General features: G+C 73.5%; 18 protein-coding genes. 14 read left to right on the top strand and 4 right to left on the bottom strand.

Annotated elements, in window-relative coordinates; translation table 11 throughout:
* Window positions 1-91: 91 nt before the first annotated feature.
* Window positions 92-3,331 (top strand): ATP-dependent helicase, encoded by a 3,240-nt coding sequence (locus tag ACFPLC_RS20245; RefSeq protein WP_378195368.1) that lies wholly within the window; start codon window positions 92-94, stop codon window positions 3,329-3,331.
* Between the two features lie 166 nt (window positions 3,332-3,497).
* On the opposite strand, the gene ACFPLC_RS20250 is transcribed toward ACFPLC_RS20245, so the two are convergent.
* On the bottom strand, window positions 3,498-3,860 hold the full coding sequence (locus ACFPLC_RS20250) for a DoxX family protein (protein WP_378195371.1): 363 nt from the start codon (window positions 3,858-3,860) through the stop codon (window positions 3,498-3,500).
* 79 nt (window positions 3,861-3,939) lie between these two features.
* Here ACFPLC_RS20250 and ACFPLC_RS20255 point away from each other — a divergent pair, with 79 nt between their 5' ends.
* Entirely contained in the window at window positions 3,940-5,019 is a 1,080-nt protein-coding gene (locus ACFPLC_RS20255) for a potassium channel family protein (RefSeq protein WP_378195374.1), read from the top strand.
* A gap of 81 nt (window positions 5,020-5,100) precedes the next feature.
* A complete protein-coding gene (locus ACFPLC_RS20260) occupies window positions 5,101-5,520 on the top strand; it encodes a hypothetical protein (protein WP_378195482.1) in 420 nt (139 codons plus the stop codon).
* On the opposite strand, the gene ACFPLC_RS20265 is transcribed toward ACFPLC_RS20260, so the two are convergent.
* A complete protein-coding gene (locus ACFPLC_RS20265; protein WP_378195485.1) occupies window positions 5,513-6,535 on the bottom strand; it encodes a neutral zinc metallopeptidase in 1,023 nt (340 codons plus the stop codon). The two genes, ACFPLC_RS20260 and ACFPLC_RS20265, sit on opposite strands and share 8 nt — an antisense overlap.
* A gap of 250 nt (window positions 6,536-6,785) precedes the next feature.
* Here ACFPLC_RS20265 and ACFPLC_RS20270 point away from each other — a divergent pair, with 250 nt between their 5' ends.
* The 5 genes from ACFPLC_RS20270 to ACFPLC_RS20290 are packed head-to-tail and all read left to right on the top strand — an operon-like array spanning window position 6,786 to window position 12,003.
* Window positions 6,786-7,976 (top strand): hypothetical protein, encoded by a 1,191-nt coding sequence (locus ACFPLC_RS20270; protein WP_378195377.1) that lies wholly within the window; start codon window positions 6,786-6,788, stop codon window positions 7,974-7,976.
* Entirely contained in the window at window positions 7,970-8,611 is a 642-nt protein-coding gene (locus tag ACFPLC_RS20275) for a DUF4129 domain-containing protein (protein ID WP_378195379.1), read from the top strand. The genes ACFPLC_RS20270 and ACFPLC_RS20275 overlap by 7 nt, the downstream gene beginning before the upstream one ends.
* A complete protein-coding gene (locus tag ACFPLC_RS20280; protein ID WP_378195382.1) occupies window positions 8,608-9,747 on the top strand; it encodes a DUF4350 domain-containing protein in 1,140 nt (379 codons plus the stop codon). The genes ACFPLC_RS20275 and ACFPLC_RS20280 overlap by 4 nt, the downstream gene beginning before the upstream one ends.
* Window positions 9,744-10,709, top strand: a complete 966-nt coding sequence (locus ACFPLC_RS20285) for an AAA family ATPase (protein WP_191314064.1) — start codon at window positions 9,744-9,746, stop codon at window positions 10,707-10,709. The genes ACFPLC_RS20280 and ACFPLC_RS20285 overlap by 4 nt, the downstream gene beginning before the upstream one ends.
* 1 nt (window position 10,710) lies before the next feature.
* Window positions 10,711-12,003, top strand: a complete 1,293-nt coding sequence (locus ACFPLC_RS20290) for a DUF58 domain-containing protein (protein ID WP_378195385.1) — start codon at window positions 10,711-10,713, stop codon at window positions 12,001-12,003.
* Here the strand turns inward: ACFPLC_RS20290 and ACFPLC_RS20295 are convergent.
* Window positions 12,000-13,007 (bottom strand): stage II sporulation protein M, encoded by a 1,008-nt coding sequence (locus ACFPLC_RS20295; protein WP_378195388.1) that lies wholly within the window; start codon window positions 13,005-13,007, stop codon window positions 12,000-12,002. The genes ACFPLC_RS20290 and ACFPLC_RS20295 overlap by 4 nt on opposite strands.
* A 34-nt stretch (window positions 13,008-13,041) precedes the next feature.
* Between ACFPLC_RS20295 and ACFPLC_RS20300 the strand changes: the two genes are divergently transcribed.
* Window positions 13,042-13,953, top strand: coding sequence for an RDD family protein (locus ACFPLC_RS20300; protein WP_378195391.1), 912 nt, complete (start codon window positions 13,042-13,044; stop codon window positions 13,951-13,953).
* Window positions 13,954-13,959: 6 nt separating this feature from the next.
* On the opposite strand, the gene ACFPLC_RS20305 is transcribed toward ACFPLC_RS20300, so the two are convergent.
* Entirely contained in the window at window positions 13,960-15,432 is a 1,473-nt protein-coding gene (locus ACFPLC_RS20305; RefSeq protein WP_378235879.1) for a neutral zinc metallopeptidase, read from the bottom strand.
* 110 nt (window positions 15,433-15,542) lie between these two features.
* Between ACFPLC_RS20305 and ACFPLC_RS20310 the strand changes: the two genes are divergently transcribed.
* From ACFPLC_RS20310 to nudC, 5 genes are all read left to right on the top strand, one after another.
* Window positions 15,543-17,249, top strand: coding sequence for a DUF2207 family protein (locus ACFPLC_RS20310; protein ID WP_378195396.1), 1,707 nt, complete (start codon window positions 15,543-15,545; stop codon window positions 17,247-17,249).
* Between the two features lie 2 nt (window positions 17,250-17,251).
* Window positions 17,252-18,772, top strand: coding sequence for a DUF2207 family protein (locus ACFPLC_RS20315; RefSeq protein ID WP_378195399.1), 1,521 nt, complete (start codon window positions 17,252-17,254; stop codon window positions 18,770-18,772).
* Between the two features lie 63 nt (window positions 18,773-18,835).
* Window positions 18,836-20,128, top strand: a complete 1,293-nt coding sequence (locus ACFPLC_RS20320) for a M16 family metallopeptidase (protein ID WP_378205286.1) — start codon at window positions 18,836-18,838, stop codon at window positions 20,126-20,128.
* A complete protein-coding gene (locus ACFPLC_RS20325; RefSeq protein ID WP_378205283.1) occupies window positions 20,125-21,504 on the top strand; it encodes a M16 family metallopeptidase in 1,380 nt (459 codons plus the stop codon). Before ACFPLC_RS20320 ends, ACFPLC_RS20325 begins: the two co-directional genes overlap by 4 nt.
* On the top strand, window positions 21,504-22,520 hold the full coding sequence (nudC, locus tag ACFPLC_RS20330) for an NAD(+) diphosphatase (protein WP_378205280.1): 1,017 nt from the start codon (window positions 21,504-21,506) through the stop codon (window positions 22,518-22,520). The genes ACFPLC_RS20325 and nudC overlap by 1 nt, the downstream gene beginning before the upstream one ends.
* The last annotated feature ends 99 nt before the right edge of the window (window positions 22,521-22,619 follow it).

Raw genomic sequence — 22,619 nt, forward strand, 5'->3', positions numbered from 1 at the left:
TGGCGCGGGATGCAGTGAATGACTCATTCCTGACGTCCGGTGACATGAATGAGTCATTCACTGCAGAGCCGAGCCGCGGTGGAGGGCGCCCGTGAGCCCGCTCCTCATCGCCAACCCCGTCGAGCCCGCCGAACTCGCCGACGCGCTCGGGCTGCACCGGCCCACGCCCGAGCAGGCCACCGTCATCGCCGCGCCCGTCGAACCTTCCCTCGTCGTCGCCGGCGCCGGGGCCGGGAAGACCGAAACCATGGCCGCGCGGGTCGTCTGGCTCGTCGCCAACGGCATCGTCAGCCCCGACCGCGTCCTCGGTCTCACCTTCACCCGCAAAGCCGCGCGCCAGCTCGGCGAACGCGTCCGCGCCCGGCTGCGCCGCCTCGCTGGATCCGGCCTTCTCGACCGCCTGGACCCGACCGGCGGCCTGCGGTCCACCGTCGTCGCCGGCGAACCCACCGTGCTCACCTACCACGCCTACGCCGGGCGCCTGCTGTCCGAACACGGCCTGCGCCTCCCGGTCCAGCCCGGCGTCCGGCTGCTCTCCGAAACGTCGTCGTGGCAGATTGCGCACCGGGTCGTGTCCACTTGGGACAACGAGCTCGACACCGACCGCGTCCCGCCCACCGTGACCGCCGACCTCTTGGCCCTGGCCGGTGAGCTGGGCGAGCACCTGATCTCCACTGAGCAGCTCGCCGAGTACACGACGTGGCTGTGCCGCGTCATCGAGAACGCCCCGCGCGCCAAGGGCCAGCGGGCCGCCCTGCCGCAGAAGCTCACCGAAATCATGGCGGCGCAGCACTTCCGGCTCGCGCTGCTGCCGCTGGTCGACGACTACCACCGCCGCAAGCGCAACGAAGGCGCGCTCGACTTCGCCGACCAGATGTCCCTCGCCGCCCAGCTGGCCGGCGGGTACCCGTCGGTCGTGCGCGGCGAGCGGGAGCGCTACGGCGCCGTCCTCCTCGACGAATACCAGGACACCGGACACGCCCAGCGCGTGCTGCTGCGGGCGCTGTTCGGCGGCGTCGAGAACCCGCCGATGCCGGTCACCGCCGTCGGCGACCCCGCACAGGCCATCTACGGCTGGCGCGGCGCCAGCGCGGCCAACCTGCCCCGGTTCACCACGGACTTCCCGCGCTTCGACGGCGAACGGCTCGTCCCCGCGCACGAATTCGGCCTGCTGACCAGTTTCCGCAACCCGCCCGAGATCCTGGAGCTCGCGAACGCGATCGCCGAACCGCTGCGCGCCCGCGGCCTCGGCGTCGAACGGCTGCGGGCGCGCGAAGGCGCCGGCCCCGCGGACATCGCGTGCGCGCTGCTGCCGGACATCCGCGCCGAACGCGCGTGGGTCGCCGACGCCCTCGCCCGGCGCTGGTACGCCCACCAGGAAGAGGCCGGCAAGCCGCCGACCGCCGCGGTGCTGGTGCGGCGGCGCGCCGACATGGCCCCGATCGCCGCCGAACTTCGGGCGCGCGGGCTGCCGGTCGAGGTCGTCGGGCTCGGCGGGCTGCTGGACGAACCCGAGGTCGCGGACCTCGTTTCGACGCTGAAGGTTCTCGCCGACCCGCTGTCCGGCAGCGCTGCGGCCCGGCTGCTGACCGGGGCGCGCTGGCGGCTCTCGGCCGCCGACGTCGCCGCGCTGTGGCGGCGGGCCGGGGAGCTGTCCAGCCCGGAGAAGCCGGACACGCCGGAGCTGGTCGTCGAGCGCGTCGAGCAGGCCGGGCTGATCGACGCCATCGACGAGCCGGGTGACCCGGCGCGGTACTCCGAGGAGGGCTTCAAGCGGATCCGGCGGATCGGGTGGGAGCTGGCCGCGCTGCGGCGGCGGCTCGACCAGTCGCTGCCGGAGCTCGTCGCCGACGTCGAACGCACCATGCTGCTGGACGTGGAGTCGTTGGCGCGTCCCGGATCCGCGGGGCGGGCGCACCTGGACGCGTTCGCCGAAGTCGTCGCCGACTACGCCGAGACGGCACCGACGGCGACCCTTCTGTCCTTTGTGGACTACCTGAACACCGCCGCGCACGCCGAGGACGGGCTCACCCCGGGCGAGGTCGAGGTCGTCCCGGACCAGGTGCAGGTGCTGACCGTGCACTCGGCGAAGGGCCTCGAGTGGGAAGTCGTCGCCGTGCCGCACCTGGTGCGCGAGGTGTTCCCCGGACGCCGTCGGTCGTCGTCGTGGCTGCGGACGGCGACGTCGCTGCCGGCCAAGCTGCGCGGTGACGCCGAGGACCTGCCGACGCTGGACATCGCCGAGGGGTACGACCGCAAGGAAGTCCAAGAAGGACTGGAGCTGCACGAAGCCGGGTTCGTCGAGCGGGAGCAGGCGGAGGAACGGCGGCTCTGCTACGTCGCCTTGACGCGGTCCGAGCACGCGCTGATCGTCTCCGGGCACTGGTGGAACGAAAGCAGCAGCCGGGCGAAGGGGCCTTCGGAGTTCCTGACCGAGATCGCCGACGTCGTCCGTGAGACCGGCGCCGGGCAGCTCGCGGAATGGGCTCCGGAACCCACCGAGGAAGACGAGAACCCGCTGGTCACGGACTCGCGGGCGGCGCGCTGGCCGGTCGACCCCCTCGCCGACCGCCGCACCGGCGTGCAGACCGGCGTGGAACTGGTGTCCGAGGCACTCGCGTCACTGCCGGACGAGGGAGCGTCCGAAGAGGACGATCCGGACGGCTGGCTGACCGACACCGACGTCCTGCTGGAGGAGTGGGCGCGCAAGGACGACCACGTGCACCGGGTGCCGTTGCCTTCGCGGCTTTCGGTGAGCCAGCTGGTCGCACTGGCCGACGACGCCGCCCGGCTGGCGGCGGACCTGCGCCGTCCGCTCCCGGTGGAACCCAACAGCTTCGCCCGCCGCGGCACGGAGTTCCACAGCTGGCTGGAACGCCGTTTCGCGGGCGACCAGCTCATCGAGATCGACGACCTCCCCGGCGCGGCCGACTTCGGCGAGGCCCCGGACGCGGACTTCGAGGAACTGCAGACGGAGTTCGAGAAGAGCGAATGGGCGTCCCGGGTCCCGGTGGCGGTGGAGGTGACGTTCTCGGCCGACGTCGAGGGCATCACCCTGCGCGGCCGCATGGACGCGGTCTTCGCCGACCCGGACGGCGGCTGGACGGTGGTCGACTGGAAGACCGGCGCGGTCCCGCCGGAGTCCCGCATCCCGGCCCTGTCGGTCCAGCTGGCGGCCTACCGGATGGCCTGGGCGGCACTGAAGAACGTCCCGGTGGAGCGGGTCCGCGCGGCATTCCACTACGTCCGCGCCAACCGCACGATCCGCCCGGCCGACCTGCTGCCCCCGGACGCCCTGCGCGGCCTCCTCCGCGACCTCCCCGAGGCGTGATCAGCGGGGCATCACGCGTGATCGGAGGGGCATCTCGCGTGATCGGAGGGGCATCTCGCGTGATTGGAGGGGCATCTCGCGTGATTGGAGGGGCATCGCGGTGATGCCCGCCCAGACACGCGTGATGCCCCTCCAGACACGCGTGATGCCCGGGGAATCACGCGGGTTACGCGTTGTCGCGGACCTTGAGGGCCCAGGCGATCAGGGGCCACTGGAGGGGGAGGCGGGCCCAGGCGATCGTTCGCTGGGGGGTGGAGCGCGCGTCCATCGCCATCTTGACGTTGCCCGGGAAGACGCCCAGGAACAACAGGGCGGCCGCCAGGCCGCCGAGACGGCGGGTGCGGGGTGCCGCCACCGCGGCCGCGACCGCCAGCTCGGCCACGCCGGAACCGTACGTCCACGCCCGGCGCGACCCCGGCAGGGACCGCGGGATCAGGCCGTCGAACGGCTTCGGCACCGCGAAGTGCAGGACGCCCATGAAGCCCAGCGCGCCCGCCAACAGGTGCGCGGGCCGTTGCGAGGTTGCCATGAACTCATCGTTTCACGCGGCGGCGCGGTGTCCGGTTCGGCTATCCTCCGGGCGTGAGTGACGCTCGACACGAGCCAGCATGAAGGCCCTCAAGCGGTTGCCGCTGGGCAGTCTCACCGATCGGCCCGACCACGAGCTCGTCGGCGTCCTGCGGATGCCGGAGCTGACGGTCAGCCCGCTCCGCTCGATCGTCAAGCGGATCATCGGTGCGACGCTGGCGCTGCTGCTGACCGTGATCATCGTGTACCTCGACCGCGACGGCTACCGCGACGCCAACGGCGACGGCCTGTCCCTGCTGGACAGCCTGTACTACGCCACCGTCTCGCTGTCGACGACCGGCTACGGCGACATCGCGCCGGCCACGTCGTCCGCCCGGCTGGTCAACGTCCTGGTGATCACCCCGCTGCGGGTGCTCTTCCTCATCGTCCTGGTCGGGACCACCCTGGAAGTGCTCACCGAGCGCTCCCGCCAGGCGTTCAAGATCCAGAAGTGGAGGACCAAGGTGCGCGACCACACGGTCGTCGTCGGGTTCGGCACCAAGGGCCGGTCCGCCGTCAACGCGCTGCTCGGCGACGAGGACGTCGCCCCGGAGCAGATCGTCGTCGTCGACACCGACCAGCAGGCCCTCGACGCGGCGAGCGCGCTCGGCCTCGTCGCCGTGCACGGCTCGGCCACCCGGGCGGACGTCCTGCGCGTGGCCGCGGTGCAGCACGCGCGCGCGGTCGTGGTCGCCCCGAACCGCGACGACACGGCGGTGCTCGTCACGCTCACCGCCCGCGAGCTGGCGCCCAAGGCGCACATCGTCGCGTCGGTGCGGGAGGCGGAGAACGTCCACCTGCTCAAGCAGTCGGGCGCCAACCAGGTCGTCGTCTCCAGCGAGACGGCCGGGCGGCTGCTCGGCATGGCGACGTCGACGCCGCTGGTCGTGGACATCATGGAGGACCTGCTGACGCCCGAATCGGGACTGGCGATCGCCGAGCGGGCGGTCGAACCGTCCGAAGAGGGCGGTTCGCCGCGGCACCTGGCCGACCTCGTGCTCGGCCTGGTCCGCGACGGCGTCCTGTACCGCGTCGACGCCCCGCAGGCCGACGCCATCGAGCCGGGCGACAAGCTGCTGTACGTCAAGAAGGTGACGCAGGCGGAGAAGATCGAGCGCTGACCAGGGCACCTGGGTTTTGCCCGCGGGATCTGGAACCATGACCGGGTGCCCCCGCGACCCCTCGCCCTCACGTGGCCCACGGTGGCGATCCCCGCCGCGGCGGGCGTGCTCGTCGTGCTGCTCGCCTGGCTGGCCGGGCCCGGGCTGCTCGGCATCGGCAACGACGTCCTCGGCGCGCCGGTGCAGGCAGAGGTGACCAAGCCGGCGCCGTGCGACCGCGCGGACGCGAAGGAAACCGTGAAGTTCACCGTCGCCGGGAAGGCCCACGAAGGCACGCTCGACGGCTGCGGGCACGGTCAGGGCGAACGCGTCGAGGTCGCCGTCCCGGACGTGCTGCCGGACCAGGGCCCGGCCGTCGTCCACGCCGCCGACACGTCGATGGGCGCGTCCGACGCCCGCCGCCCGCTCGGGCTGGCGCTGCTGGTGTTCGCGTGCTTCTCCGGCGGGATGTTCGTCTACCTCTGGCTGAGCATCCCCCTGCGCCCGAGAACCGCTAGCTGACCTCGGACGACGGCGCCGCGAAGGTGTTGCAGTCGGCGATCCGGTTGCTCGTCGCGCCCGCCCGCCACCAGGACGCGTAGTGCGCGTTGGTCCCGTGGTCGTGGCTGCGGGAGGTGTTGTCGCCGCGGGTCTCCTGGTCGTTCCAGGCCTTGTTGTACATGTCGCGGCTGATCGTGCCGCCCTGGTCGACGTGCGCGCCGAGGAACATCCCCGAGAAGCACTGGGCCTGCAGTTCCTTGCGCCGCGACATCTCGAGCCCGGCCGGGCTGTTCTGGCCGGCCTCGTAGATCTTCTGCCAGGCCGCGTCCATCAGCCCGGCGACCTCCTGCACGTGGTGGCCGTACTCGTGGGCGAACAGGGCCAGGTAGACGCCCGGGTTGTTGCCGTATTGGTCGGTCTGCAGCCCGCGGAACGGGACGTACAGGTTGTTTTCGCAGTAGTACGCGGCGGTCGCGATGCCGACCTGGATGGTGCCGCACTCGGTCTCGAAGCTCGCGCCCGTCGGGAAGTGCAGCGACGGCGAGGTGAACGGCAGGTGGTAGGCCTCGAGGAACGGGCCCCACGCCGCGTCGAGGCACTTGCTGGCCGCGGTGAAGAACGCTTCCGCGCCCGCCTGCGTGCTCTGCCAGGCCGGCAGCGTGCAGACGCGGTTCTGCAGACCGGCGTTGGGGTCCTGCAGGATCGGGTGGTCGGCCAGCTTGAGGATCTTCTGCGGGCCGGTCGGGCTGGGCGCCGGCTCCTCGGTCGCCGGGCTGGACGCCGACGCCGGGGCACCCGCGCCGCCGGGGGGCAGTTGCTGCGGGGGGACGTCCTGCGACGACGGGACGTCACGGAGGTTCGGGTTGGCCAGTGGCGTGTCGTCGCGGTTGAGGGCCACGATCGCGACCAGCCCGAGCACCAGCACGGCCACCGCGCCGAGGCAGACGCCGATCACGGCCGCCGCGGACCGGCGCTTCGGTGCGGACACGGTGTGGGGGCGGCCCAGCCACGGGAGATCCGGTTGCGCATCCGGCACCGGCGGCGGCTGGACGGTTCCGCGGGGCGGTACCTGGCCGGGGGGCGGTTGCGTCACTAGGCAGTCCCGAAGGGTCTCGGTACGGATCGGGGGTACCCGATCCCGCCATTCAGCATATCGGGGGAATGGGCCGTCCCGCACCCGTCCGTGCGCGAGCGGTCACGGCGCACCGACGTCACCCCAGGTCTGGCCGGGTGTAACCGGCTCTGGAAGAGTGTCGGCAAGCAGGTACTGCAGGCGAGGGGCTTCGATGACAGACACCGGTGGCGCGCCCGGCGGCGAGGGCGCCGACACGCCGACTCCGAGCCAGGGCGTCCCCCAGGCTTCCGCCCCCGGATCGGGTGAGAGTAAGCGGCCCGAAGATCACGCGGCGTCACCGGCGACGCCGCCGCGCGGCTGGCAGGCGCCGGACGCGCCGCCGACCCCGCCGCCGGGGTGGCAGCACGGGCCGTCCCACCGGCCGGACGCGCCCTACGCCGGGCAGCAGCCGCCGCCGCAGTATCCGCCGTACCAGCAGTACCAGCCGCCGCGCTGGAACCCGAACGGGCTGGGCAAGCCCGGCGTGATCGCGTTGCGGCCGCTCAACATCGGCGACATCCTCGACGGCGCGATCACCGCGATCCGCCGGCACGCGCTGCTCGTGCTCGGCATCGGCGCGGTGATGGCGGTGATCACCGCCGCGATCACGTTCGTCGTGCAGAAGTACGCGCTGGCGAACCTGGCCGGCTTCGCCTCGACGGTCCAGCTCGGCCCCGCCGCGACCGAAGAAGAGCTCCGCAACGCCGTCTTCGGCACGTTCGGCGACACCTTCCTCGTGCTGATCTCCTCGTCGCTGCTCACGTCGTTCCTGCTGACCGTCACCGCGGGCCTGATGGCGGCGGTGATGAGCCGCGCCGCGCTGGGCCGCGAGGTCACCTTCGGCATCGCCTGGGGCGAGGTGCAGCCGCGGCTGCTGCCGCTGCTCGGCGTGGCGTTCGTCTACGCGCTCCTCAGCACCATCGGCGTCCTGCTCTGCATCGTCCCCGGTGTGCTGGCCTGGGTGTTCTGGGCGCTGGCCGCGCCGGCGCTGGTGCTCGAGCGCGGTACCTTCCGGGACGCGTTCGCCCGGTCGGTGAAGCTGGTCAGCGGGGCGTTCTGGCGGGTGCTCGGCGTGCTGCTGCTGGCCCGGATCATCGAGTCGTTCTTCGAAAGCATCATCCAGCTGCCGTTCACCCTCGGCAGCGGCGTGTTCAGCCAGATGTTCAACCCGGCCAAGGTGACCGTGCCGGGCACCGGTGACCTGCTGCTGGCCTCGGCCGGGCAGATCATCGCCGGCACCATCGCGATCCCGTTCGTCTCGCTGGTCACCGTGATCGTCTACCTCGACCAGCGGATGCGCCGCGAAGGCATGGACATCGAGCTGGCTCGTGCCGCCGGGGTGCAGCCGCCCCCGGCATGGTGACCTCGCGGCTCGCAGACGTCCCGGTCGACATCGACCGGGACACGGCCCGCCGCGCGGCCGAACAGGAGCTGACGGACCCGAAGTACCGGGACGCGCGGCCGGGCCTGCTCCAGGAGATCGGCCAGTGGCTCGGGGAGCAGCTGGAAAAGCTGCTGAACAGCCTGTCCACGGGCGTCCCCGGCGGGATCTTCGGCGTGCTCCTGATCGTCGCGCTGCTGATCGTGCTCGTCGTGGTGATCCGCTTGCGCACCGGCAAGATCGCGCGATCGGCGCGGGCCGATCGCGTGGTCTTCGGCAGCCTGCGCAAGAGCGCCGCCGACTACCGCCGGTCGGCCGCGGAAGCCGCCGCCGCGGGCCGGTTCGACGACGCCGTGCGCGACCGGTTCCGCGCCGTCGTGCGGGCGCTGGAAGAACGCGCGCTGCTCGACACCCGCTCCGGCCGGACGGCGGACGAGGCCGCCGCCGAGGCCGGGCAGCTGCTGCCGAACGTCGCGGACGAGCTGCGGCAGGGCGCGCGGCTCTTCGACGACGTCCACTACGGCGGCCGCGAAGGCACCGAAGCGGCGTACCGGACCTTGACCGAGCTGGACGAACGCTGCCGCCGTGAGCGGCCGGTCGCCCTGGCGGCCCCGTGAGCACCTCGGTCTCCCCGGACCTGCGCCGGATCTGGCACGGCGCCCGGATTCCCCTCGCCATCCTCGTCCTGATCTTCGTCGCCGGCGCCCTGCTCTTGCTCGGGCGCGGCGAGCAGGCCTACGGCGCCCTCGAACCCGGCTCGTACGAACCCGGCGGCGCGCACGCCCTGGTGAAGCTGCTGACGGACCAGGGCGTCGACGTCCGGACCGCGCGCACGATCGCCGAAGCGGACGCCGAGGTCGGCGAAGACGCGACACTGCTGGTCACCGCCCCGGACCTGGCCCCGGCCAAGCGGTTCGACGCGTTGCGCGAGCGCGCCGCCGACGTCGTCCTGGTGACGCCGGGGGAACCGACCCTGCGTGATTCGCTGCCGCTGGTGCACGCGGCCGGGCGCAGCGACGTCGGGACGTTGGCGCCGCAGTGCACGGTCGCCGCGGCGGTCGCCGCGGGCGAGGCCACCCTCGGCGGGATCGGCTACGCCTCGCCCGGCGCCCGCTCGTGCTACCCCGGCGAGGACGGCGGCGGCACGCTGCTGCAGCTCGCCGAGGGGAACCGCACGACGACGCTGCTCGGCACGCCGGCCCCCCTGACCAACGCGCGGCTCGCCGACCAGGGCAACGCGGCACTGGGACTGCGCCTGCTCGGCGCGCACCCGAAGCTGGTCTGGTACCTGCCGAGCGCGTCCGACCCGGCGCTGGACGTCTCTCGCCGGTCGATCTCCGACCTGATCCCGGACGGCTGGTACTTCGGGGCCGCGCAGGCGTTCGTCGCCGTGGCCCTGCTGGCGTTGTGGCGGGCCCGCCGGCTCGGGCCGGTGGTCACCGAGCCGCTGCTGATCGTCGTCCGCGCGGCCGAAACGGCCGAGGGCCGCGCCCGGCTGTACCGGCGGGCGAAGGCGGCCGGGCACGCGGGGGAGACGCTGCGGGACGCGGCGCGGCACCGGCTGCGGACGGCGCTGGGCCTGCCGCGCGACGCCGATCCGGCGGCGCTGGTGGAGTCGGTGAGCACGCGGACCGGCCGGCCGCCGAACGACGTCGGCGCCGTCCTCTACGGCCCGCCGGTGCCGGACGACCCGGCGCTGGTGCGGCTGGCCGACGAACTGGACCGGGTGGAACGAGAGGTGGGGCGAACTTGACCAGCGAGAACGCGACGGGAGCCCGTGACGCGCTGATCGCGTTGCGCGCCGAGGTCGGCAAGGCCGTCGTCGGCAACGAAGCCGCCGTCACCGGGCTGATCCTGGCGCTGCTGTGCCGGGGGCACGTGCTGCTCGAAGGCGTCCCGGGCGTGGCGAAAACGCTGCTGGTGCGGGCCCTGGCCGCGGCGCTGGACCTGGAGACCACGCGCGTGCAGTTCACCCCGGACCTGATGCCCGGCGACGTCACCGGCTCGATCGTCTACGACGCGCACAGCGGCGAATTCTCCTTCCGCGAGGGGCCGGTGTTCACGAACCTGCTGCTCGCCGACGAAATCAACCGGACCCCGCCGAAGACGCAGTCGTCGCTGCTGGAGGCGATGGAGGAGCGGCAGGTCTCGATCGACGGCAAGTCGCGGCCGCTGCCGGACCCGTTCATCGTGATCGCCACCCAGAACCCGGTGGAGTACGAAGGCACCTACCCGCTGCCGGAGGCGCAGCTGGACCGGTTCCTGCTCAAGCTGACCATGCCCGCGCCCTCGCGCGAGGACGAGATCGGCATCCTGTGGCGGCACGCGCAGGGCTTCGACCCGCGCAACCTGGCCGCGGCGGGCCTGCGCTCGGTGGCCGGTGCGCCCGAGCTGGCCGCCGCGCGGGAAGCCGTCGCGAAGGTGACGATCGGGCCCGAGGTGATCGGGTACGTCGTCGACCTGTGCCGGGCGACGCGGTCGCTGCCGTCGGTGCGGATCGGCGTTTCCCCGCGTGGCGCCACGGCGTTGCTCGCGGTGACCCGCGCCTGGGCGTGGCTGGCCGGCCGCGACTACGCGACCCCCGACGACGTCAAGGCTCTCGCCCGGCCCGCGTTGCGGCACCGCCTGGACGTGCGGCCGGAGGCCGAGCTCGAAGGCGTCACCGCGGACGGCGTGCTGGACCGCGTGCTCGCGTCCGTGCCCGTGCCGCGCTGACATGGCCGTCACCGGAAGGCTCGGGCTGCTGGCGCTCTTCGGCGCGCTGGTGGTCGGGCTGCTGCTGCCGTCGGCCGCCGGGATGCTGGCGGTCGCCGCGGTGCTGCTGGTGGTCGTCGTCGCCGACCTCGTGCTGGCGGGCAGCGTGCGGTCGCTGACGTTCGCGCGCTCGGGCGACACTTCGGTGCGGCTCGGCGAGCCGTGCGAGGTGACGCTGGTGGTCGCCAATCCCGGCGGGCGGACCGTGCGCGGGCAGCTGCGCGACGCGTGGCCGCCTTCGGCCGGGGCGGCGGACCGGCACGCGCTGCGCGTCCCGGCGGGGGAGCGGCGGGCGCTGGTGACCCCGTTGCGGCCGACGCGGCGGGGCGACCGGACGGCGGCGCGCGTGACGGTCCGCTCCGTCGGGCCGCTGGGGCTGGCGGCGCGGCAGGGTTCGCACGCGGTGCCGTGGACGGTCCGGGTGCTGCCGCCGTTCCACAGCCGCAAGCACCTGCCCTCGCGGCTGGCGCGGCTGCAGCAGCTCGACGGCCGCAACGCGGTGCTGATCCGGGGCCAGGGCACGGAATTCGACTCGCTGCGCGAGTACGTCATCGGCGACGACGTCCGGTCGATCGACTGGCGCGCGACCGCGCGGGCGGCCGACGTCATGGTCCGGACGTGGCGTCCCGAGCGCGACCGGCACGTGGTGCTGGTCCTCGACACGGGCCGGGTTTCGGCGGGCCGGGTGGGCGACGCGCCCCGGCTGGACGCGGCGATGGACGCGGCGTTGCTGCTGGCGGCCTTGGCCTCCCGCGCCGGCGACCGCGTCGACCTGATCGCCTACGACCGCCGCCTGCGGGCCGCGGTGCAGGGCTCGTCGGGAGCTTCGCTGCTGACGTCGCTGGTGAACGCGATGGCACCGCTCGAGCCGTCGCTGGTCGAAACGGACGCGCGCGGCATGGTCGCGGAGGTGCTCCGGCGGACCCGCCGCCGGGCGCTGGTCGTGCTGCTGACCGGGCTGGACGCGGCGCCGCTGGAGGAGGGCCTGTTCCCGGTGCTGAGCTCGCTGACCGGGCGGCACGAGCTGGTGCTGGCCTCGGTGGCGGACCCCCGGGTGGCGGAGATGCTGGCGGCCCGCGGCGACGCGGCGGCGGTCTACGACGCGGCGGCGGCGGCGCGCACGACGGCCGAGCGCCTGCGGGTGACCGAACGGCTGGTGCGGCACGGGGTGAGCGTGGTGGACGCGGTCCCGGAGGAGCTGCCGCCGGCGTTGGCCGACCGCTACCTGGCCCTCAAAGCGGCGGGACGGCTCTAGGCCGCTTCCGGCAGCGCGTCCCCGGCGTCACGGGCGTCGAGGTCGCCGACCTCGCCGTCCTTCGCCGCGCGGCGGCCGAGGGTGAAAACGTAGACCAGGAAAGCGATTTCGACCGCCGCGCCGATGCCGACGCGCAGCCACGTCGGCCAGCCCGACGGGGTCACGAACGCCTCGATGACCCCGGACACGAACAGCACGCACGTCAGCCCGAGCGCGATCACGACCACCGACCGGCCCTGCTCGGCGAGCGCCGCCGTGCGGGAGCGGCGGCCCGGGTCGATCACCGTCCAGCCGAGGCGCAGCCCGGTGCCCGCCGCGACGAACACCGCCGTCAGCTCCAGGAGGCCGTGGGGGAGCAGGAGGCCGATCATCACGTCGCCGCGGCCGGCCGCGCTCATCGCGCCGATGATCGCGCCGGCGTTGAGCGAGTTCAGCCAGAGCGCGGCGATCACCGGCAGACCCAGCGCGATGCCGAGGAACAGGCAGGTCGCCGCCACCCAGGCGTTGTTCGTCCACACGTGCGCCGCGAAGGACGCCGCCGGGCCGGTGGAGTAGTAGCTTTCGGCCTCGCCGCCGGGCTTGGTCAGCTCGCTCAGCTGGTCCGGGGTGCCCAGTGACGCGCGGACGAGCGGGTCGCGCACGACCCAGACGGCGATCACCGCCATCACCGCGATCGACACCAGCGCGGCCGGGATCCACCAGCGCCGCGACAGGTAGACCGCGGCGGGGAACCGGCGGGTGAAGAACAGGCCGACCTCGCGCCAGGCCGGGCTGTGCGACCCGGAGACCGCCGACCGGCCGCGGGCCACGAGATCGGACAGCCTGCCGAGCAGGGCCGGGTCCGGCGCGACCGACCGCACGATCGACAGGTGCGTCGCGGTCCGCTGGTAGAGCGTCACCAGCTCGTCGGCTTCCGGACCGGTCAGCTTGTTGCCGGGCCGGACCAGCTCGCCGAGCCGGTTCCACTCCGCCGCGTGCGCAGCGACGAAGACGTCCACATCCACGCCGACCACCCTATCCGTCGATACGCTGGACAGCGTGCACGAGGAATCGGAGCTGGTCACCGGCGAAGCGGTCGTTCTGGACCTGCGCGTGGCCAAGCTCGCCAGCCGCGCGCTGGCGATGGCGCTCGACGTGCTGGTGCAGTTCGCGCTGCTGCTGACCGCGGCGATGGTGTTCACGTTCGCGGTGCCGGTCGGCGACGAGTCGCTGTTCCTGGCGCTGCTGCTGGTGCTGGTGGTGCTGATCATGGTCGGCTACCCGGTCGTGTTCGAGACGCTCTCGCGCGGCCGCTCGCTGGGCAAGATGGCGGTGGGGTTGCGCGTGGTGCGCGTCGACGGCGGCCCGATCCGCTTCCGGCACGCGCTGGTGCGCGGGCTCGCCGGCTTCGTCGTGGACTTCTGGGCGCTCGGGCTGTTCGGCGCGGTCGCGGTGATCGTGTCGCTGTGCTCGTCGAACGGCCGCCGCGTCGGCGACTTCCTGGCCGGGACGCTGGTGGTCCGCGAACGGGCCCCGGCCGGCGCCCTGCACGCGGCGATCGCCATGCCCCCGGGCCTCGAGGGCTGGGCGGCCCAGCTCGACCTGACCCGGCTGCCGGACGCCCTCGCGCTGGCGAGCCGCCAGTTCTTGGCCCGGTTCCAGGAGCTGAGCCCGGAGGCCTCGCACGCGCTCGGCTGGGGACTCGCGCAGCAGGTGGGGAACGCGCTGGGCACGCCGGTGCCGCCCGGGGTGCCGCCGTGGGCGTTCCTGGCGGCGGTGCTGGCGGAGCGGCGCAACCGCGACCACGCCCGCGCGTTCCAGGCGTATGCGGCGCAGGCGCAGGCTCAGCCGATGGCGGCCCCTTGGCCGGGGGCGCAGCCGCAGCCCGGTCCGGTGGCGGGGCCGCCGCCGGACCCGCCGACGCCGCCGTCCGGGACCCCCGTGGCGAACCCGTTCACCCCGCCGAGCTGACCGGCGTCACGAGACGTCACCCGACGGCGAAAGCCACGTGTTGCACTGCTGGTTGCGGTTCTTCGTGGCACCGTGCTGCCACCAGCTGATGTTGTGCCGGGCGCTGCCGTGGTCGCGTTTGCCGTTGCGGGCGTAGTCGTCGCCACGGTCCTGGGCGTTCCAGGCTTCGTTGTAGACGTTCTTGTCCACCGAGCCGCCGGAGACCGACGCCGAGCCGAGGAACATGCCGGAGAAGCACTGGGCCTCGAGTTCCATGCGCCGCGACAGTTCCAGGCCGGTGGCCGAGTCGGCGCCCGCGTCGTACCGCTGGTTGCCGTACGCCTCGGAGATGCCGGACAGGTTCTGCACGTGGTGGCCGTATTCGTGGGCCAGGATCGACAGGTACGGGCCCGGGTGGTTGCCCCACACGTCCAGCTCGATCCGGTCCATCGGCATGTAGATCGTGTTGTTCGACGGGCAGTAGAAGGGGGTGACCCCGGTGGTCGTGCCGCCGCTGCCGCACGGCGTCGAGGATTCCGCCAGCGACCGCGGCACCGACAGGTTCGGCGTCCGGAACGGCAGATCGACGGCGCCGAGCATGCGTGACCACATCGCGTCGAGGCAGCCGATGCCGGACTGGAAGAAGCGGGTGACGCTGTTCTGGTCGCCCGCCCAGCGGCTCAGCGAGCACGAGATGTTCTGCAGCCCGTAGTCCGGGCTGCCGAACAGCGGGTTGTTCCCGGTGGCCGCGACCGAGCGGGGGCCGGAGGGGGTCTGCGACGTCGGGGTCCGGCGCTCGGTCGTGCGGGTGGTCGTCGTTTCCTCGGCGGAAGTGGTGGCCGACGTGGTCGAGGTGGTCGCCTCGGTGGTGGTTTCCGCGGTGGTGCTCGGGTAGGTGCTGGAGTACCCGGCGTCGGCGACGTGTCGCTTGTGGTTCCCGGACAGCGCAACGGCGGCCACGAGCCCGCCCGCGACGGCGACGATCGCGAAGATCGCCACGGCGACGATCACGCCGGTGTTCGACTTCTTGGCGACGTAGGGGACGTTGCCGGGCGCGAACCGCGGCCCGAAGGCGGGCGGCCCGGCCGGGCCCGGGAGGAAGACGGGCGGAGCAACAGCCGGCGGCGGCAGGGGAGCCCGCGCGGGCGGCGGGAGCGGGTGGCCGTACGGGCCGGTCGGCGGACCGTAGGGCGCCTGGCCGGGGAACGGCCCGCGGGGACCCGGGGCTCCGAAGGGATTCGCCGGTCCGGGAGTGTGGGGCGCTGCGGGCGGCCCGGCCGGTCCGGGGCCAGCGCCGGGACCGGGTGCGCCGCCGGGACCGGGTTGCTGCCCCGGCGCACCGAACCGGCTCGGCGGGCCGCCTTGCCCCGGCAGCGGCCGCACCCCCGGCGGCGGCAGCGGCCGCGCTCCCGGTGGCGGCACCGGCCGCCGCGGGTCGTGCGGACCAGGACCAGCACCAGGACCAGGACCAACCCCGGGACCCTGCGGGCCGTGCGTCATCGAGTGGAACCCCCCGTGCGTTTTCCCCGTCGGAAGCGGCGTACCTGCGGTGATCGCGCCGTTCCGGGCGTCAGCATAGATCGAGTGCTCTAGGGTGTGGTGCTGTGTCGATGAAATGGGGGGCCGCCGCCGCGGTCGCCGTCGCGGCCGTGCTGGGCGCCGCCGGGCCCGCCGCCGCGCAGGGGCCGTCGGCCGGGCCCGTCCTGCCGAACCTGCCCGACGACCAGTCCAAGAAACCCCAGCTGCTCACCGGGCAGGGCGTCCAGCCGCCCGAGGGGGCCACCGCCGACGTCGCCCTCAAGGTCCTGCGCGACGGCACCCTCTCCGTCACCGAGCACGTCACCGTCCCCGGCGGCCAGCAGCTCGTCTCGCGCGTCCCCCTCAAGGTGCCGTCGAGCGACGACCAGGACCGCGTCTTCGCCGTCCGCGACGTCCACGCCGAAGGCGCCACGGCCGAGCTCACCGGCGACCAGCTAGTCCTCACCTTCCCCGCCGGCACCGGCAGCGCCACGTTCACCGTCGACGGCGCCATCGCCGACCAGAACGGCCGCCAGCAGGCCCGCTGGCAGGTCGCGAGCGGCTTCGACCGCCCGCTGGCCAAGCTCACGGCCTCGCTGCTCGCCCCGAGCACCCAGCTGTCCCCTGTGGACTGTTTCGCCGGCCCGGTCGGCTCGAGCCAGCGCTGCACCCTCGCCGAGCTCGACCACACCGGCGTCGTGCGGCTCGAGCAGAACGACGTCCGCCTCGGCGACCGCGTCGACCTCCTCGTCGGCCTGCCCGCGGGCACCACCCCGGCGAACGCGAAGTTCGCCGCCGTCGGCCTGTTCGCCACCGCCTTCGCGCTGACGCCGCTGACCGGGATCGCCTTCGCCGTCCTGTTCGCCTTTCTCGTCGCCGCCGCCGTTTTCGTCTGGCGCCGCCGCAGGCAGGACGCCGGGGCACTGCACACCGCCACCGGCCCGGTCGAGGTCCTCCTGCGCGACGGCGGCCGCGTCTCCTTCGCCAGCCCCGACGGCGTGCTGCCCGGCCAGGTCGGCACGGTCGTCGACGAGACCGTCGACGTCGTCGACATCAGCGCCACCGTCGTCGACCTCGCCGTCCGCAATTACCTGTGGCTGGCCGAGGTCCCCGGCAACGACTGGCAGATCGCCCGCCGCAACCCGCCGGACGAGCACCTCCACGACTTCGAGCGCGCCGTCTGCGAAACGCTGCTGCCGCCGGGCACCGACAGCGTGCTCGTGTCGCAGCTGCGCGCCCGCGGCGGGCTCGACCTGCGCCGGATCAGCGACGCGATGTACGCCGACGTCGTCAGCAAGCGCTGGTTCTCCCGCCGCCCGGACACCGCCCGCGGCCGGCTGACCTGGCTCGGCGCCGGGATCTTCACGCTCGGCCTGGTCGCCACCGCGGTGCTCACCTTCACCGCCGGGTACGCGCTGCTCGGCGTCGCCGTCGCGCTGGCCGGGCTCGCCGTCGTCGCGGTGGCCGCGCTGCTGCCGTCCCGCACCGCCCGCGGCCGGGCGCTGGTGGGGCAGGTCCGCGGCCTGCTCGGCTACCTGCACACCGCGAAGGCCGAGGACATCCCGCCCGCCGACCGCGAACTCGTGTTCTCCCGCTCGCTGCCGTACGCGGTCGTCCTGGGCGACACGGAACGCTGGCTCGGGGCCTTCGCCGCGCTCAACCCGTCGGCCGACGGCTCGGCCGGGCTGTACTGGTACGGCGGCATGGAGGCCGAATCCGACCTGCGCCGGTTCGGCGCGCACTTCCCGTCCTTCCTGACCGCGCTCGACGGCGTCCTCACCGCCGCCGCGGCCCGCTGACCGTGCTCGCCGGGGCGGTCCTGGCGCTCGCACTGGCCGCCGGCCCCGCGGACCAGCCGCCGCTGCCCACCGTGCCCCAGAGCGCCGAGATCCAGCTCAAGGTCCAGCGCGACGGGTCGCTGTCGGTCGTCGAAGCGATCTCGGTCCCCGACGGCGTCGCCATGGACCGCCGGGTCGCCCTGCGGGTCCCGGCGCCCCACCACCGCGACCGCGTCTACGGCGTCCGCGACGTCGTCCTCGAAGGCAGCGGGACGGCGAGCGTGGACCACGACGCGTTCACCATCCACCTCACCCCCGGCACGTCGATCGTCCGGTACACAGTGGACGGTGCGGTGGCCGGCGACCGGGTCACCTGGGAGCTGGCCGGCGGCTGGACCGCCGAGCTGAAGTTCCTCCGCGCGTCCTTCGCCGCGCCGAAGATCCCGGCCGCCGTCGACTGCCTCGTCGGCGACCTCCCCTGCGCGGCCGCGCAGATCGACCACGCCGGGCTGACCCGGTTCAGCCAGCAGAACCTCGCCGCGGGGCAGCGGATGACGGCGACCGTCGAGCTGCCCGCGGGCACGGTCCCCGCCAACGAGGTCCTGGTCCCGGCGAAGACGATCGCCGGCGCCTTCGTGCTCACCGCCCCGGTCGCCTGGGCCTGGGCGGCCTTCGTCGCCCTCCTGCTGCTCCTGACGGCCTGGGTCCTCTTCGCCCGCAGGGGGCAATCTCACGTGAAAGTGCCCCCAGGTCGTCACTTCCCCGTGAAAGCGACGGGGGAGTTCGCGTCGCCGGAAGGGGTGCTGCCGGGGCACGCCGGCCTTCTCCTGCGCGGGCGGGCCGGGCCGCTCGACCTGGCCGCGACCGTGCTGGACCTCGCCGTCCGCAACTACCTCTGGGTGAGCGACGGCCCCACGCTGGCCCGGCGCAATCCGCCCGACGAGCACCTGACCGCCTTCGAACGTGCGGTGTACGAGGCCGTCGTGCCGGACGAGCCGGTGACCCTCGCCGAACTGCGGCAGCGGCACGTCGAGGTCCCCCGTACCGAGCTGGCCGCCGACGTCGCCCGGCGCGGCTGGCTCGCGACGCGGCGGCTCCGCCGGACCGGGATCCGGATCTTCTGCTACGGCGTGTTCCTCACCGTCCTGCTGGCCTTGACCGTCGGCTACGCCCAGCTCGGCGTCATCCTCGCGCTGGCCGGGTTCGCCGCCGCCGTGACGTCGGCGGCGCTGCCCGCGCGCCGCCGAGCGGGGGACGACGTCGCGCGCCGGCTCCTGGGCGTCGCCGAGATCCGGGTCAAGGACCTGGACAAGCCGCAGCGCGAGCTGGTCTTCTCCCGCGGCCTGCCGTACGCGCTCGCTCTGGGCGAACTGGGCCCCTGGGTGGCCGCGTTCGACGGCCTCAAGCACCCGCCGCCGGTCTATTGGCACGCCGGCGACGTCACCCCTGACCAGGCCGGATCCTTCGCGACGGCACTCGCGGGCACCTTCGCCGCCACCCGCCGCGCCCACCTCCAGGACCTCGTGAGTGGTAAGGCGGGTTAGAACCCGCCTTACCACTCACGAGCCGGGACGCCGGGAACCGCGGGGTCGTCGTAGGGTGGGGCCATGGCCGATCCCGAGCTCGTCCGATACACCCTCGACAACGGTCTGCGCGTGGTTCTCGCCCCCGACGCGACCGCGCCGGTGGTCGGCGTCAGCGTGCACTACGACGTGGGTTTCCGCTCCGAGCCGGAGGGGCGCACCGGTTTCGCGCACCTCTTCGAGCACCTGATGTTCCAGGGCTCCGAGAGCCTGGAGAAACTCGCGCACTTCCGGCACGTGCAGTCCAGCGGCGGGACCTTCAACGGGTCCACCCACCCGGACTACACCGACTACTTCGAGGTGCTCCCGAGCGCCGCGCTCGAGCGGGCGCTGTTCCTCGAAGCCGACCGGATGCGCGCGCCCAAGCTGACCGCGGAGAACCTGGCGAACCAGATCGACGTCGTCAAGGAGGAGATCCGGCTCAACGTGCTGAACCGGCCCTACGGTGGGTTCCCGTGGATCACCCTGCCGCCGGTGCTGTACTCGACCTTCCCCAACGCGCACAACGGCTACGGCGGCTTCGAGGACCTCGAGAGCGCCACGGTCGACGACTGCGCGGCCTTCTTCGACACCTACTACTCCCCGGCGAACGCCGTGCTCACGGTGGCGGGCGACTTCGAGGTCGACAGCGCCAAGAAGCTGATCGAGGACCACTTCGGCGACGTCCCGCACCGGCCGGCGCCGCAGCGGCCGTCGTTCGCCGAGCCGCTCCCGACCACCGAGCTGCGCGGCGAGATCGAAGACGCGCACGCCCCGCTGCCCGCGCTCGGCATCGGCTACCGGATGCCGGACCCGATCAACGACGTCGACAGCTACCTGGCCTACCTCGTGCTGGCCGGCGTGCTCACCGACGGCGACGGCTCCCGCCTGCAGCAGCGGCTGGTGCACAAGGAGCCCTTGGTCGTCGACATCGGCGCCGGTGCCGGGCTGTTCGGCCCGTTCGAGGCCCGTGACCCGGACACGTTCACCATCACCCTGATCCACCCGCACGAGGTGGCCCGCGAGCGTGTGCTCGCCGCGCTCGACGACGAACTCGAGAAACTCGCCGAGACCCCGCCGAGCGAGGAAGAGCTGCGCAAGGTCACCGCCCGCTGGACGGCGAGCCTGCACTCGGAGCACGACAGGCTGGTGTCGCGGACCCTGGCCCTCGGCTCGTTCGAGCTGCTCTACGGCGACGCGTCGCTGGTGTACCGGCTCGCGGACCGGATGTCCGCCGTCACCGCGGAGGCCGTGTCGGCGGCGGCGAAGGCGCTGCGCCCGGACGCGCGCGCCGTGCTGGTGGTCAAGCCCGCTTCGGAAGGGAACAACGAGCAGTGACTTCAGCAACGCACCGCAGCGCGGAGGAGATCGGCCGCACCGCGCGGGGGCCGCGGCCGCTGCCGCCGCTCGGCGAGCAGCGGGCCGCCGCCGACCTGTCCCATGTGGACACCGTGTTGGGCAACGGCCTGCGCGTGCTGGCCGTGCGCAAGGCGACCGTGCCGATGGTCGAGGCGCGGCTGTGGATCCCGTTCGCGGGCGAAGACGCGCTGCACCCGGCCACGGCCGAGGTGCTCGCCGAGACGATCCTGACCGGCACGGCCCGCCGCAACCGCATCGAGATCGACGCCGAGCTGGCCCTCATCGGCGGCGACATCGGCGCCGGCGTCGACCCGGAGCGCCTGGTGCTCACCGGGTCCGCGCTGGCCGACAAGCTGCCGACGTTCCTTGACGTCCTCGGCGACGTCCTCACCGGGGCGACCTACGCCGACGAGGAGATCGCGCGCGAGAAGGAGCGGCTCGTCGAGCGGATCGCCGTCTCGCGCACGCAGCCGCGCACGATCGCGCGGGAGGCGCTGCAGAAGCACCGCTACGGCGACCACCCGGCCACGCGCGAGGTCCCGCGCGCCGAAGACGTCGCGGTCGTGACGCCGGAGCAGGTGCGGGCGCTGCACCAGGCGTCGGTGCTGCCGCGCGGCTCGGTCATGGTGCTGGTCGGCGACCTCGACCCGGACGGCGTCATCGGGGACCTCGAGAAGGTGCTCGGCGGCTGGGCGTCGGACCGCTCCGCCGTCCGGCTGCCGCCGCTGCCGGACCTGACCGGGCCGAACGTGCTGCTGGTGCCGCGCGCGGGTGCGGTGCAGTCGCAGATCCGGCTGTCGGCGCAGACGATTCCGCGCACCGACCCGGGGTACGCGGCGCTGCAGCTGGCGAACCTGGCCTACGGCGGGTACTTCTCGTCGCGGCTGGTGGAGAACATCCGCGAGAACAAGGGGTACACGTACTCCGCGCACTCCGGTTTCGAGTTCACCGACGGCACGGCGGTGGTCAACGTCGACGCGGACACCGCGACCGACGCGACGGCCCCGGCGCTGCTGGAGACCCGCTACGAGCTGGGCCGCCTCGGCCAGGTCCCGCCGTCCGGCGACGAGCTGGAGTCGGTGCGGCAGTACGCGATCGGCTCGCTGCTGACCTCGACGTCGTCGCAGGCCGGGCTGGCCGGGCAGGTGCTGGCGCTGGCCTCGACCGGGCTGGGCCTGGAGTGGCTGAACGAGCACCCGGCGCGGGTGGCCGCGGTGACGGCGGACGAGGTGGCCGAGGCGGCGCTGAAGTACTTCGCGCCCAAGCGGTTCACCGGAGTGGTGGTCGGCGACGCGGCGGTGCTGGAGCGCAAGCTGCTGGCGCTCGGCGACGTCGTCGTGGGTGAGCCGGCCTGATGTCCGTCCCGTTCACCCTCGGTGCGCTGCCGACCCTGTCCCGGTCCACAGTGGACCGCCAGGAGGACTTGCGCACCAACCCGGCGCGGCTGGTGTCGCGCTGGGCCGACGCCCGGGTCGTCCTCCTGGACGACGCCGGGCGCACCCCGGTCGCCGAGGGCGCCTCGGCACTGGCGTTCCGGAAGGCGATCGACTTCGGCGAGGCGCCGCCCGCGGACGCGGTGTTCCTCGGCGAGTGGCAGGACGTCGACTACTGGTCGCTGCCGGGTGGCCCATCGGGTTCGGCGGACACGGTCAAGATGGCGGGCAGCTGGGGTTTCGTGGAGGAGGTCCCCCGCGCGGACGGCGAGGTCTGGGTCGAGCTGCGCGGCTACGGAGACCTCCTGGACGACACGTCGGCCGGCCTGTTCACGACGGCCCAGGCGTTGCGCTTCTGGCGGCGTCAGGCGAAGTTCTGCACGCGGTGCGGAAGCGCGACGGAGCTGATCCAGTTCGGCTGGGCGAGCAAGTGCACCGGCTGTGGCCGCGAGGAGTACCCCCGCACGGACCCGGCGGTGATCTGCCTGGTCCACTCGCTGGAGGGCGTCAACGGATCGCACGTCCTGCTGGCCCGCCAGCCGATCTGGCCGGCGGGGCGGTATTCGGTGCTGGCGGGGTTCGTCGAGGCGGGGGAGTCGCTCGAGGCGTGCGTGGTCCGGGAGATCCGCGAAGAGGTGGGCGCTTCCGTGTCCGACGTGCGGTACCTCGGGAGCCAGCCGTGGCCGTTCCCGCGGTCGATCATGCTGGGGTTCACGGCCCGGGCGGATCGCGCGCTGCCGTTGGTGCCGGCGGACGGGGAGATCGAAGAGGCGCTGTGGGTGTCGCGGGCGGAGGTGCGCGCGGCGTTCGAGAACAGCTCTCGCGCTGAGGGATCGAAGCCGACGCCGATCGCGGATGGCGCGGCGGAGATCATCCTGCCGGGGAACTCGTCGATCGCCCGGGTGATGCTCAAGGCCTGGGCGGACGCGGAGGAGTGATTTCGGGGTGAGGGCGGGCATTACCGGCTTGCTCTCACCACCGGATTCACCCGATTGCCGCCGCCAACTGGCCACTCCTGCGGCTGTAGTGGCGACCGG

It is taken from the genome of Amycolatopsis plumensis (genome assembly GCF_042652605.1).
GTDB lineage: Bacteria > Actinomycetota > Actinomycetes > Mycobacteriales > Pseudonocardiaceae > Amycolatopsis > Amycolatopsis plumensis.